This is a genomic window from Bradyrhizobium sp. Crot121 (genome assembly GCF_059512385.1).
Genome location: NZ_JCAMOR010000014.1, coordinates 26,246 through 39,417, shown reverse-complemented (window position 1 = coordinate 39,417; position 13,172 = coordinate 26,246). Strand labels below are relative to the sequence as shown.

General features: G+C 61.9%; 11 protein-coding genes. 6 read left to right on the top strand and 5 right to left on the bottom strand.

Going from position 1 to position 13,172, the window contains the following annotated elements; all coding sequences use genetic code 11:
* Nucleotides 1-67: 67 nt before the first annotated feature.
* The gene (locus AC5ZGW_RS15120; protein ID WP_130226721.1) at nucleotides 68-3,250 is read right to left on the bottom strand and encodes an ABC transporter substrate-binding protein; all 3,183 of its coding nucleotides are present in this window, start codon (nucleotides 3,248-3,250) and stop codon (nucleotides 68-70) included.
* A 373-nt stretch (nucleotides 3,251-3,623) separates the two neighbouring features.
* Here AC5ZGW_RS15120 and AC5ZGW_RS15115 point away from each other — a divergent pair, with 373 nt between their 5' ends.
* The gene (locus AC5ZGW_RS15115) at nucleotides 3,624-4,418 is read left to right on the top strand and encodes a DUF899 domain-containing protein (protein ID WP_165435278.1); all 795 of its coding nucleotides are present in this window, start codon (nucleotides 3,624-3,626) and stop codon (nucleotides 4,416-4,418) included.
* Between the two features lie 16 nt (nucleotides 4,419-4,434).
* Here the strand turns inward: AC5ZGW_RS15115 and AC5ZGW_RS15110 are convergent, their stop codons facing one another.
* The gene (locus AC5ZGW_RS15110; RefSeq protein ID WP_130226722.1) at nucleotides 4,435-4,950 is read right to left on the bottom strand and encodes a DUF992 domain-containing protein; all 516 of its coding nucleotides are present in this window, start codon (nucleotides 4,948-4,950) and stop codon (nucleotides 4,435-4,437) included.
* Nucleotides 4,951-5,213: 263 nt separating this feature from the next.
* On the opposite strand from AC5ZGW_RS15110, the gene AC5ZGW_RS15105 reads away from it, so the two are divergent.
* Nucleotides 5,214-5,426, top strand: a complete 213-nt coding sequence (locus AC5ZGW_RS15105) for a hypothetical protein (RefSeq protein WP_130226723.1) — start codon at nucleotides 5,214-5,216, stop codon at nucleotides 5,424-5,426.
* Nucleotides 5,427-5,586: 160 nt separating this feature from the next.
* Here the strand turns inward: AC5ZGW_RS15105 and AC5ZGW_RS15100 are convergent, their stop codons facing one another.
* Nucleotides 5,587-7,137 (bottom strand): serine hydrolase domain-containing protein, encoded by a 1,551-nt coding sequence (locus AC5ZGW_RS15100; RefSeq protein ID WP_130226724.1) that lies wholly within the window; start codon nucleotides 7,135-7,137, stop codon nucleotides 5,587-5,589.
* Between the two features lie 823 nt (nucleotides 7,138-7,960).
* Between AC5ZGW_RS15100 and AC5ZGW_RS15095 the strand changes: the two genes are divergently transcribed.
* From AC5ZGW_RS15095 to AC5ZGW_RS15085, 3 genes are all read left to right on the top strand, one after another.
* Nucleotides 7,961-9,367: a selenium-binding protein SBP56-related protein gene (locus AC5ZGW_RS15095; RefSeq protein WP_130226725.1), complete on the top strand. Its 1,407-nt coding sequence runs from the start codon at nucleotides 7,961-7,963 to the stop codon at nucleotides 9,365-9,367.
* On the top strand, nucleotides 9,364-10,038 hold the full coding sequence (locus tag AC5ZGW_RS15090; RefSeq protein WP_130226726.1) for a hypothetical protein: 675 nt from the start codon (nucleotides 9,364-9,366) through the stop codon (nucleotides 10,036-10,038). Before AC5ZGW_RS15095 ends, AC5ZGW_RS15090 begins: the two co-directional genes overlap by 4 nt.
* Before the next feature lie 144 nt (nucleotides 10,039-10,182).
* Nucleotides 10,183-11,352: a LysM peptidoglycan-binding domain-containing protein gene (locus AC5ZGW_RS15085; RefSeq protein WP_245474774.1), complete on the top strand. Its 1,170-nt coding sequence runs from the start codon at nucleotides 10,183-10,185 to the stop codon at nucleotides 11,350-11,352.
* Nucleotides 11,353-11,364: 12 nt separating this feature from the next.
* On the opposite strand, the gene AC5ZGW_RS15080 is transcribed toward AC5ZGW_RS15085, so the two are convergent.
* A complete protein-coding gene (locus AC5ZGW_RS15080) occupies nucleotides 11,365-11,793 on the bottom strand; it encodes a c-type cytochrome (RefSeq protein WP_245474776.1) in 429 nt (142 codons plus the stop codon).
* A 122-nt stretch (nucleotides 11,794-11,915) separates the two neighbouring features.
* Complete coding sequence (locus AC5ZGW_RS15075) at nucleotides 11,916-12,083, bottom strand: hypothetical protein (protein WP_165435279.1); 168 nt, start codon at nucleotides 12,081-12,083, stop codon at nucleotides 11,916-11,918.
* Between the two features lie 192 nt (nucleotides 12,084-12,275).
* Here AC5ZGW_RS15075 and AC5ZGW_RS15070 point away from each other — a divergent pair, with 192 nt between their 5' ends.
* Nucleotides 12,276-13,151 carry a bifunctional helix-turn-helix transcriptional regulator/GNAT family N-acetyltransferase gene (locus AC5ZGW_RS15070; RefSeq protein WP_130226728.1) on the top strand — a complete coding sequence of 292 codons (876 nt, stop codon included), beginning with the start codon at nucleotides 12,276-12,278 and terminating at the stop codon, nucleotides 13,149-13,151.
* Nucleotides 13,152-13,172: the final 21 nt, after the last annotated feature.

Genomic DNA, 13,172 nt, shown 5'->3' with positions numbered 1-13,172 from the left:
GCCTTAAGCCAGTTGCGCCTCTGAACGGCGGCGCGCCGCCCGAATTGACTCCGTCCAAGAGCCTGGACTAAGCCGATGCCTTTGCCGAGCACATCGCGAGCAGCGACTTTGCAACTGAATCATCGGGGAAGGCAGTCAAAATACCCTCGTAGCGGCGGGCGGCTTGATCGAATTCACCTCGCTCGAAATGTAACGAGGCCTCCCACGTCAAATCGCACAGTCTGGCTGCATTGTCCGACGCCTGTAGCTCCGGATCGTCGCTGGCCTTGATGCCCAGAAGCTCATAGATCATGAACTCCCGCTTGCGACCCTTGACCTGAACCTTTCTGATCGGCCTTGCCACGATTTCCGGCCCGACAGCCTCGACCACGCTGTCGCTGATGCAGATCGTGGTTCCGAAATTCTTGTTGATGCCTTCCAGTCGCGCCGCAACGTTCACTCCGTCTCCCATCACCGTGTAGCTGAGCCGCTCGCTTGAACCGACATTGCCGACAAGCACCTCGGCGCAATGCAGCCCGATCCGAAGATGCAGTGACGGTCGCCCCTGCTTGCTCCAGTCCGCATTGAGCTGTTCCATTCGCCTCGTCGCCCGCATCGCACCACAGCAGCCACGCAACACATCGTCGTCGCGATGGACCGGAGCGCCCCAGAACGCCATGATGCCATCACCGATGAACTTGTCGACCGTCCCGGACTCCTCCGCTATCGCGTGCGAGACGACTTCGAAATAGTGCGAAAGTTGCGCGAGGAGATCATTCGGCGCCATTTGCTCCGACAGAGTGGAAAAGTCCTTCAGGTCGGTGAACAGCACCGTCATGAAGCGCTGTTCCACACCGAGTGTCAGCGGGGTTCCCGTCTTGATCAGATTCCTCACTATGCCCAGCGGTACGAACGAAGAGAAGGAGCGCAGCGACGTCTCGAACAGCTTGACGGCGGTTTGGAGTTCCTTGATCTCCTTGATCTTTGATGGCGTCGCGACCCCGTGCGAGAACGTCAGGTCCTCGACTGACCGCAAGTCCTGCGACACGCATTCGATCGGCCGTGACAATCTGCGGGAGAAGAAATGGATCAGCAGCAACTCGATGCCGGTGAGAGCGGCGATCAGGGCGACCATCTGCCTGTTCGTTCGCTTGAGGGTCCTGATAAAATCATCGGTCGGCGTCAGGGTGATAACCTCCCACGGTTTGCCGAAACTTCCTGGAAAGCGGGCAAATGAGGCGCTGATCTCTTCGCCGCCCTGCGGCGACCGGAACAGGAAATCGTCGCGATTGGTATCGCTCTGTAGCCGATGAGCCTCGCGCACATTGGGGTCGTCAATCGTATCCAGCCTGGCCATTTCCAGGCGGTCGTTCTCCAGTCTCACGCCTTTCTTCGGGTCAGGATAAGAGATGATCGTGCCATCGGTCGGATTGGCGATCACGGTGGTGCTGCGCGGGCTGGCGCGATGGCTGGTGAGAAACTGCGACAGCACGTTGAGCGTGATATTTGCCGAAGCACAGCCAACGAACGCACCGTCCTTGATAATCGGGACTCTCACAATGATGACCGGAAAGCCGGTGTCCGGATTTGGCCGAGGCCCCTCGATGATCAGTGCGCGGGCATCTTTCGCCGCCTGGTAACCGGCAAGGGTCCTGATGTCCTCGATTGTCCCAACGTCATAACTCCCTACGACATGGGGCCACGTATCGTAGAACGTACGGTGCCGGACCCGTCGCGGCGAGCCGGAGAAGCTGTCGATATAGCCGGAATGCCAGTTCGCTGTCGCCGGAATCTTGGGATCGGAGCGCCGGCGGTCATCGTCGATCCGGGTCACAACCCGATGATAGCCGTCCTCCAAGCTGACATAGACCGCATCGATCTGCGGCGCCGATGTAAGCGCCTCGTGGAGCAACTCGCGGCTCTCCTCCTTTTTGAATATCTCGGGATCTTCCGCGGCGAAGGAGGCGAGCAATTCCAGCGTGGCCTCGACCGGATTGATCAGGCCTCGGGCGTCATCGATACTGGCCCGCTTGGTCTTGGCCACGACGTCGTTCAGCGTCGCATTGATCGTGGCCGAGTTTTGCCAGTAATTGTAGGCCAGGATGAATATCAGCGCGGGAATGCTGAGGAGGACGAACAATCCCGACATCGCCGCGCTCAGTCGCAGCGCACCGATTGCGGGCGCAATCCGGCGATAAAGAATCCGGCTCAGCAGGATGGCAGCAACGACCGCAAGGAAGGCCCACGGTCTCGGATCCCGCATCTGCGATCGCCATGATTGATCGTCAGACGCATAGATCAGGCCTTCCGGGAGCTTCGCTTCATCCAACATGCCGAGGTCGACATAAGCGCGCGCGATGGCGTTCCAGCGCGCGACACTCTGCTGACCGATCGGCGTGAGATGCGGCTCGATCAGCAGCTCGGTCCGCGCGGCCTCGAACAGCAGCGCCTTCTGAGTTTTTTGCGCGGCGTACTTGCCTCGTATCAGATCGGCGATCTCCTCCTTGTGGGCGAGCGCATAGGCCCACCCCCTCAAGCTCGCCTCGCGAAACGCTGCTACGCGCTCCGGATGCGCTGCGATCTGGCGCTTTGAGGTGCAGAGGTTGTCGCCGTAAAAGTCGAACCCGTAGGCGCGCGGCGAGAAGGCCAGATATGGCGTGCCGTACTCTTCGAACAAATATGGCTCGTTGGTGCTGTAGGCGACCATCGCATCGGCCTTGCCGCTGAGCAGATCACGCGGATTCCCGGAATGGGCGATGCGGGGCAGGTCCGCGTAGCCGACCCCCTCGTGCTTCAGCATCGCGGCGATGTCATCGCTGCCGGGGGCATCCATCAAAGCGTGGCCCTTCAACTCGGAGACCGCATGGATGCCGGCGCGGTGCAGCACCAGGATGATGGCCGCGGAGTGCTGAAAGATCACAGCGAGGACGACATTGTTGGCGCGTTCGGCGCTGTTGACGAACACGCTGGTCGTGCACACGCCGAAATCAGCAGCGCCTTTGGCCACTTCGAGGCCCGCATCGATGCCAGGGCCGCCCTCGCGAACTGAGACATCGAGGCCGTTGTCGCGATAAAATCCCTTCTCGACCGCAGCGTAATACCCGGCGAACTGGAACTGATGTTTCCACTTCAATTGCAGCGACACCTGTTCGAGCGCGTGGGCCGGCGTGACCCGACCGAAGACAAGTTCGACCACGAGGCACAGCGCGAACAGCACGTCGCGCCCATGACGCAACATTTGCGCCGCGGACATGTCGAGCCCTGCGCTCATATGTCAGCCTCGCAGGCAATGCCTGCCCTTCAGTCGCGAATTTGCCTCAAATAGACAAGTCTTGAGATAGCAGAGTCTGCATCAAGCCATACGGCACATCAAGCAAGGGGGGCTGGTGAGGCCGCTCCCAACACCTTATGGCAGCGCACCAATAATGCGTCAGTGACACTTCTGCTTCTGGGCCCCAAGCCACAATCGAATCGACGGGGGAATGTCTGCCTCGCGCATAGCGGCTGCAATCAGCGACTCGAACCGAATAGCGCCACACTTGTTACTCTCACCGTTCGATTTCCGCTGCCAACTTGCGGCGAATGGAATCGCGCCTCACGCCACGAGGCCGCGAATTCGTCCAAATCAGGAGGTTTCCGGAGCCATGAACACATCGACAGAGAACGGACGGAAAGGCGGCCAGCGCGCCATGCACACACCACCGGTCGTATCGCCGCGGGAGTGGGAAGCGGCCCGCCAGCAGTTGCTCGTGAAGGAGAAGGCGCAGACCCGCGCCCGTGACGCGCTCGCCGCCAAACGCCGGCGCATGCCGTGGATGGCGGTGGAGAAGTCGTATACGTTCGAGGGGCCTGCGGGCAAGACGAGCCTGCTCGACCTGTTCGACGGCCGGCGTCAGCTCATCGTCTATCGCGCCTTCTTCGAGCCGGGCGTGTTCGGCTGGCCTGATCACGCCTGCCGCGGCTGCTCCATGGTGGCCGATCAGGTCGCCCACCTCGCCCATCTGAACGCCCGTGACACCACCCTCGTCTTCGTCTCACGCGCGCCGCAGGCGGACATCGCGCGGCTGAAGGCGCGGATGGGCTGGCAGATGCCATGGTTCACCATCACTGATGGCTTCGACGCCGACTTCGGCGTGAACGAGTGGCACGGCACCAACGTGTTCTACCGCAACAGTGACCGCGTGTTCCGCACCTACTTCATCAACAACCGCGGCGACGAGCAGATGGGAGGCACCTGGAACTATCTCGACATCACGCCGCTGGGCCGGCAGGAGGTCTGGGAGGACTCGCCCGAAGGCTATCCCCAGACCCCGACCTACAAGTGGTGGAACTGGCACGACAACTACGTCGCCGACGCCGCGCCCGACAAGACGTGGGTCGAAGTGTCCGATGCCGGAGAGAAAGCATTCCGGAACAAGGACGCCGGCACGCAGCAATGAGCCGGGCTCGTTCCAGTCACTGAGCCCTGCGACGTGCAGGCGGCGCAGCGGTCGGCCGTAGCTCCATGTTGGATACGCCCGCCGCGATATTCAGGCCCGTCTGCGCCTGCACGGACAGCGGCTGCAAGGTGACCGTGCGGTCCGATCCTCCGACCAGGACGTTGGCGCCCACGCCGGCGCCGACTGTGCCGCCGGCGGTGGCCCCCACATAGGTTCCCGCCAACGCGCCGCGGCGCAGTGTCGTCGGCGCAAAAACCGCCCATGTCAGTTGGCCGCCGGATGTGGCGCCGATGTCGAGCCCGAGCGTGCTGACGGTGCCATCATAAGGCTCGCGTGCTCTGCCTCTCGCCGACGTAAGGATGCAGCTCAGCTGCCGCTGTCCCCCGACGATCATCCCGACCCCTGGCGATATGCTGCAGGTGAGTGTGCCGACTTTCGTTCGTCCAGCCTCTTGAGCATTCGCCGGAGCGATGCCGAGCGCGAGCGCCAGGACACCTGCGGTTGCGATTCCGTTCAGCGTTGCTTTGTTCATGGGTCGCCCTTCATTGAAGCATTCCAACGGCACCCTCAACGCGGACAATGTCGTGATGTTCCCGCTCTTCGCAACGTCGAGGTGTAAGCGCGTTCGGAAATCGCTGCGCAAGACATTTGCAGCCGCGAATTGACTTCATTCGCTTGCCCGCGACTGCACGCTCATGATGAACAGGTGTTCATGAGCGTGACCAAATCGTCACGGAAGTTTCGTTGAATGGCCTTGCCGATCGCCTACGTTTCCTTCGAACGGGAGGACTTTCCATGAAGCAATCGCAGCATCTCTTGGATAACGCGGTGATCTGTTCAAAGCTTGCAAAGCGGACAACCGACAAGCAGACGAAAATTTACTTCAAGCGCTTGGAAGATTCCTGGAGGGCCCTGGCGCGCGAGCAGGACTGGCTCGATGGAGAAATCACTCCGGTCGAAGTATCCAGGCTTCGCCGCCGGACCGGCGTCGCGCAGTCCCTGTCGTGACGCTGAACGGACTGAATTGGCTCCTTGGTCGGCGAGATAGTCATGACCGTCTCGTCGACCAAACCGATGCGAATACCCGCTTCCGATACTCGATCGACGCATCGTGCGGCTCACGCTCCATCTGTTGCAGGAGCGGGCCCGCTTTCGCAGCGGGCTGCATTCACTCGGTGCTCTCGCCTCGCAGCTCTGCTTTGAAGCCGTCGGTGTTCTCGAAATTCACCTTCACTTTGTCGCCGTCGAAGGTCAGCGCCCAGGTCTGGATTTCGCCATGCCCCAGGATCCGGCGCTCCATCACAAATGTATGGTCGCCGGTCCAGCGCCCTCTTGCGGCGTTGATCCCATACTGCGCCGGAGGGCTCTTGCGATAGGTTCCGTCCAGTCCGACCAATCCTGTAAACCGGCCATCTGACTTGTCGGTATAGGTCGTGATCACCCAGGACGAATCCGTGTCGTAAAAATTCAGCGTGAAACTTTTCAACCGCAGCCTGTTGTCGAAGAAATGATAGGCCTTTCCCGAAATCGCCTTGGCCAGATCCGGCGTGCCGCCGATGGCGTACGGTTTTTCGGCCGCGGCTCGGCGTATCGCGTCGGTTAACAACGCCTTGGCGAGGGGGTTCTCGGGCAGCGGCTTGTCGGATTTGACCGCGCCCGAGATGTCGTCGATCAGCCCGGAGGCCGAATAGAACTCGGTGTCCCGCAGGGCGCCGGTCATGACGACGATAACATCCAACCTCGGTATGATCAGGATCAATTGCGAATGCCGGCCGCGCGCCATGTAGGCGCCCTTTTCGGGATAAGACCACCACAGGTTCCCATAGTGAAATCCAGACGTCGCTGCGACGGGCCCGGACTTCGCCCTCTCGACCCATGACGACGGGATAAGCTGTTTTCCCTCCCACTGCCCGTTGTGAAGATACAGGTAGCCGATCCTGGCCATGTCGTGCGGCGAGAGATACAGGCCCGCTTCGCCGTCCGTCACACCCTGCGCGTCCACATTTCCCCATCGGGCACTGTGGATGCCAAGCGGTTCGAACAGCTCCTTCTTTGCAAAATCGAAGGCGCTCTGCCCGGACCTCCTGTTGACGAGCGCGGACAGCAGATAAGGGTTGCCGCCATTGTAATTGAACGTGGCACCGGGCGCGCCAGCCATCGGCTGGTTCAGCACGAAGGCCGTCCGATCGGGGCTCTCGTACATCTTCATGATGGTCTCGCCGGGGCGATACGCCTTCTCCAGCCATTCGATGCCTGACGTCATGTCGAGAAGGCTTTGCACCGTGATCGCCTTTTTCCGGTCATCGACGTCTTGGATTTGCTTGTCTGAAAACAGATCGATGACCGGGTGATCAACGCTATCAAGCTCGCCCTTTTGCAGCTCAATAGCGGTCAGCGTGCCGACGACGCTCTTGGTCACTGATCTCAAATCATGGCTGACCCCGGCGATGTACGGAGCGTAGTAGACATCAGCGACGATCTTGCCGTGACGAATGATCGTCAGGCTGTCCTGCTGATAAGTGCCGACATTCTCTATCAGCCGGGCAAGACTCGCTGAGTCCATCCCCTGTTCTTCGGGGCTCGACGTCTGCCAGGATTTTGTCGGCCAGAGGACTTCCTGAGGACCTTCACCGTCAGTTGCGGCATCAAGCCGGTTGGATGCGCCAAAGAACTGAAAGCTCGCGACCAACGCGACAAGCGTCAGCATCTTGAAACGCATTGGACCCCTCCCGGTTCACGCCTCTCGCCGAACTCTGCTGTTATCAATCATAGATTGAAATCTGCGCCAGATCGAGCCCGAATGAACGCAGGCTTGGCCATTGGCAGCTTGCGCGTCCCAGGCGTGCGAGTATACGCCCCGAACGATGATCCGGTGCAGACAGCGCCGGGCGTCAGATCCGAAATGAGTGCCTGATCTGTCTCAGCATTGACAGCGCAGCATCCGTGTAACGGCCTGCGTAGCAGTATTGATCGAACTGCGATGCACCAAGCAGCAGCAAAACCGCAATTGCGAAGCCCTTGAGCATAGGGGCCTCCTTTGTGGAAGAGACCGCCAACCGGGCTGGTCCGGGTTTCAAATCATTCCGGAATTCACTGTCGCTCAAGCATGATCCGGAAGCGTGACTACCGCCTCCCCGAAAAAATCATGCTCAAACTAAGAAGCTAAAGCGGGATCACAATTCGAGAAGAAGTCATCACGCTTCAGTCGCGACCACTTGCAATGACGACAGCTTGGCAGGCATTCCTAGCCGAAAGCTGAATAAGCTTGGTTGACGGAAGAATACCGGAATCACAGAGATACTTGCCCATTCGGCGTGACCCCGAGCGCAGTGCGACGCTCCGCAGCTGTCGAAGAACTCCGCGGCAGGGCCCAATCGCCGCACCGCTGTCGCCCACAAGCATATTCCGCGCAGGCGCGCGATGCCGTAAGCTGGCGCTGCCAACCCTCGCCCGCGGAGCCCCGATCGCAAGTCCCAGAACAAGCCGTTTCCTCGCTCCGACCGTCCGAGCCGTTGGCCCAAGCCGAAATAACGGAGGAAGTCATGACGATGAGACCGGACCCCACGTTCCATGCGTCGCCGAAGCTTGCCATGGAAGCGCCGCCGGAGAATTTTGCCTACACGCTGTTGCTCAGCCCCGATTTCTCCAAGCCCGACGCGCTCGCGGTGATCGACGTCAAGCCGGGCTCAAAGACCTACAGCCAGATCGTCCATACCGTGACGATGCCGAACAAGGGCGATGAATTCCATCATTTCGGCTGGAACGCCTGCTCCTCCGCGCTGTCGCCGCTCACGGGACACGCCTTTGTCGAACGCCGCTATCTCATCATCCCGGGACTGCGATCTTCGCGCATCTATGTGATCGACACAAAGCCATCGCCGCTCGAGGCAAAGATTCATAAGATCATCGAGCCCGAGGAAGTGTTCGGCAAGACCGGCTACTCGCGGCCGCACACGATCCATTGCGGGCCGGACGGCATTTATGTCTCGACGCTCGGCGGCAGCGGCAAGGACGGCACCAACGGGCCTCCCGGCATCTTCATCATGGACTGCGAAACCTTCGACGTGCTCGGGCGCTGGGAGATCGATCGCGGCCCGCAGACGCTGCATTATGACTTCTGGTGGAATCTGCCGCGCGACTACATGGTGAGCAGCGAATGGGCGCTGCCGCCGCAATTCGAGAACGGCGTCGTGCCGGAAGATCTGCTGTCGAACAAATACGGCCACAGGCTGCATTTCTGGGACCTTCGCGCCCGCCGCAACGTGCAGACCCTCGATCTCGGCGCCAACCACCAGATGGCGCTCGAGGTGCGTCCTGCGCATGATCCGGTCAGGGAATATGGCTTCGTCGGCGTCGTCGTCGACACCACCAACCTCGAAGGCTCGATCTGGACCTGGTGGCGCGAGGGCGGCAAGTTCCACATCGAGAAGACGGCGACAATTCCCGCGGAGCCCGCACCGAAGGAAAAACTGCCGCCGCTGTTGCAGGGCTTCGGCGGGGTGCCGCCGCTGGTGACCGACATCGATCTGTCGATGGACGATCGTTTCCTCTACGTCGCCTGCTGGGGCACCGGCGAAATGCGCCAATACGACGTCAGCGATCCCAGGAAGCCGAAACTTGCCGGCTCCGTGCATATCGGCGGCATCGCGCGCCGCACGCCACACCCCGATGGAAAAGCCTTCGCCGGCGGCCCGCAGATGGTCGAGATCAGCCGCGACGGCAAGCGCGTGTACTGGACCAACTCGCTCTATTCGAGCTGGGACGACCAGTTCTATCCCGACGGCGTGCCGGGCGCCAAGGTGATGGCCAATGTCGGACCGCAGGGCGGGCTGGAGCTCGCCCGCGACTACTTCGTGAGCTTCCCCGATGGCTACCGCGCGCATCAGATCCGCCTCGAAGGCGGCGACTGCTCGACGGACTCCTTCTGCTATCCGTCGGTCTGGAATTGAACGAGGCAGACACGCCCATCCTCTGGCTCTGGCTTGGCATCGTCGCGAGCGGCCTCTATCACGGGATCAATCCCGGCATGGGCTGGCCGCTCGCGGTCGCCGCGGGCCTGATGGAGAAATCCCCTCGTGCACTCGTCAGTGCGCTCTTGCCGCTGTCGGTCGGTCACCTCTTTGCAATGCTGCTGGTGCTGTTGCCGTTCGCGCTCCTGATCGCGCTGGTCGAGTGGCAGCGCCCGATCCAGGCCGGCGCCAGCCTGCTCGTCATCGCCTTTGGCGTCACGCGACTGCTCAGGCCTCGCCATCCGCGCGCGCTGGCACGGATACCGCCGACGCAACTTGGCCTGTGGTCGTTCGCGGTCGCGATCGCCCATGGCGCCGGGCTGATGATCCTGCCGCTCTATCTCGGGCTCTGCCTGCCTTCCGGCATCCATGACGGCCACGAGGCGGCGGCAGGCGTCGTCAACCAGAACCTCGCGATGGCGCTGCTGGTCGCCCTGGTCCACACCGCAGCCATGATCACCGCCGGCGGATGCCTGGCGTGGCTGGTGTATCGTTATCTCGGCGTGAGGTATGTGGCGAGAAGCTGGTTCAATCTGGAGACGGTCTGGGCCGTGAGCCTGGTCCTGGTCGGCGCCATCGCGCTCGCGATCAATTTGGCGGATTGGCACTGAGGAGCGCTGGCAGATTAAGTCAGCCTGGCTGACCAATCTACCAAGCGATTTGAAGGCTACTTGATGGACTGAACAGATGGGAGCACTGTTCCCGACATGCTGCGCCACGCGCCGTCAAGCGATTCGGCCAAACGGATGAACATCATGAGCGCCACGTCGATAAGCCGAATGGTCGTGCCGATGCTGGCATTTGCCATCGCCGGCGTCGTCGCGCTGTTCTTCCTCATTCCTCCCGCGCGGCAAACGCCACCGGTGGACACCAGCTCCGCCACGACGTCTGCGCCTGCAGCGCAGGATTCGGCATCGGACAAGCGCGATCAGGCACCATCGGCTCTATCGGCCCTACAATCGGAGGCGGCCAACCTCGCAACAGCGCTTACCGGCCTGCCTCCCGCCCCGGGTAGCAGCGACGGCATGCCGGAGTTCGACGTTGTCCGCATCGAGCCAACAGGCGAAGCCGTGATCGCGGGCCGGGCGACGCCGGGTGCGACGGTGGAGCTGCTCCGCAACGGCGAATTGCACGATCGCATCGTCGCCGATCAATCGGGACAATTCGCCATGATCCCGCGTCCACTGCCGCCGGGGAATTACGATCTCACCCTGCGCGTCAAGCAGCCGGACGGCAAGGAGACCGCGTCCAAGCAGAGCGTCGCGGTGGCGCTCGAGCCTGCCGGGAAGGAGCAGCCGATCGTAGCGCTGATAGCGCCGGATAAACCTGTGAAGGTGCTCTCGCAGGATCCCGCCCCGACGCCGGCGGCGGAGCGCGTGATCGTCGTGGAAGCGATCGAGACCGAGCCGGGCGGAAAGCTCCGTGTCAGCGGTCGCGCGCATCCCGGCGCCGCCGTGAGGCTCTATCTCAACGACAGCTTTGTCACCGCCGTGACGTCGGACGACAACGGGCGCCTCTCCGTCGCCATTAATGCCGGCGTGGCGGCAGGCAATTACCGGATCAGGCTGGACGAGGTGGAGGCTGCTTCAGGCGCCGTCCGCGCGCGCGCCGAGGTGCCGTTCAACGTTCCGAGCACATTGACGACCGCCTCCTTGCCGGCGCAGGCCAAGCCCTCGGAAGCTGCCCCGACCAAGCTGGCCGCTGCCCAGGCGACCGCTCCGTCCGACAAGGGCTCGCCCTCCGCCGTGGTGGTGCCGAAGATCACGACCGCCACCGTCTCCCGCGGTGACAGCCTCTGGCGCATCAGCCAGCGCGCGTTCGGTGCGGGGCAACGCTATGCCGTCATCTACCGGGCGAACAAGGAACAAATCCGCAATCCCAACCGGATCTATCCCGGCCAGGTCTTCGTCGTGCCGGCGCACTGAAGGCGGCGCGCCTTACTGGCCGGACGACTTCAGGAAAGCGATAATCTTCGCCTTGTCTTCGGCGGACCGGACTCCGGTATAGGGTGTCATGCCGTTGCCCGGCACCAGTGCATCCGGATTTTGAATGAAGCGTCCGAGCTTGTCTTCGTCCCACACGAAATCGGCAGATTGCATCGCCTCGGAGTAGCGATAATTCGGCAGCGAACCGGCCTTGCGGCCGATGATATTGTGCAGATGCGGACCGAAGCGATTGTCACCTTCTTTCGTGGTGTGGCAGGTGCGGCAGGAATTGTTGAACAGTTGCTGTCCCGATGCGCCCGCGTCTTGCGCCATCGGTTGCCCGGAAGCGAATGACGCGAGCAGGAACGTCAACCCACCGAGAGCGATGATGAACTGCCGCTTCATTTGCATGACCTTACGGTGAGACAATGGCGCCACCATCACCGGGATGGTCTGCCATCAACGCCCGAGCGCTCCGATAGGTCCGCGCCACCGTTGCTCAACAGAGATCGCGTGGGCGCAACGTGAGGGGCGGCTTTTCTCACTGCAAGGACGGCCGCGCGCTACGCCTTGATATCGACAGCGACAGCGTCGCGCTCGACCTTGTTCTTGGCCGCGAAGACGTCAAGGACGGCTTCGTTGATGACACGAGGCGGGGCCTTTTCCATCTGATGGGCGAGAAGCTGAACCCTCGCCTTCGTCACTTCGACAGGTACGGGGTAGATGAGCATGCTGCACCTCCGGTGCGGAGGCTGCGCTTGCAGGTGTTTACGGATTGTTAAGAGGTTGGGTTAACGGGCGCGGTAAGTGCCTGCTGGCGAGCCCGGATCTGGCGAACGACATGACGCAGTGCGCAGGGCTTCGTCCCAACTTCGCCCCGCCCTCGATTGACAGAACAATTTATCTGACTAAAGTCAGGTATCATGCCGCTCGATCCCATCGCGCGTGTCCGCCGCTTCAACCGTGCCGTCACCTCCGAGGTGGGCGCCCTCGACACCTCCTTTCTCGGGCGCGGACGCCCGCTCGGCAGCGCGCGCGTGCTCAACGCGATTGGGCATGGGCAGTCCGATGTTGCGGCGATCCGCGACTATCTCGGCCTCGACTCCGGCCTGATGAGTCGCCTGCTGCGCGGCCTGGAAGACGAAGGCCTGATCGAGACCGTGCCGCATCCCGAGGATGCACGGCGGCGCGTCGCCCGGTTGACCAGGACTGGCCGTTCCGAATTCCGCGCTTATGAAGCGCTCTCCAACGCCCGGGCCAAAGACTTCCTGGCCCGCCACTCGCGGCAGGAAGAACTTCTGCGTGCGATGGACCTGGTCGCTTCCGCGCTCGGGTGCGGCCGCATCGTGCTTGAGGAAATCGACCCGAGGCGCGAGGACGCCAGATACTGCCTCGGTGAATATTATGCCGAGCTGGCGCGCCGCTTCGAGAACGGCTTCGACGTCTCGCTGTCCCGCGATCCGGAAGCCGTGGACATGATCCGCCCGCGCGGCGCGTTCCTCGTCGCGATATCGGACGGCCTGCCGATCGGCTGCGTCGGACTGAAGGGCGGTGGCGGCGAGATCGCGGAAATCAAGCGGCTGTGGGTCGCGCCATCAGCGCGCGGCCTTGGGCTCGCACATCGTCTCATGGAGGCCGCCGAGGACATCGCGCGCGAATTGTCCATCAAGGTCCTGCGTCTCGATACCAACAGCGCGCTGCCGGAGGCGCAGCAGCTTTACCGCAACAGCGGCTGGAACGAGATCGAGCGTTTCAACGACGATCCGTATCCGGACACGTTCTTCGAGAAGCGCCTCTGAAAAGTTGCCGCGGTTGCATTT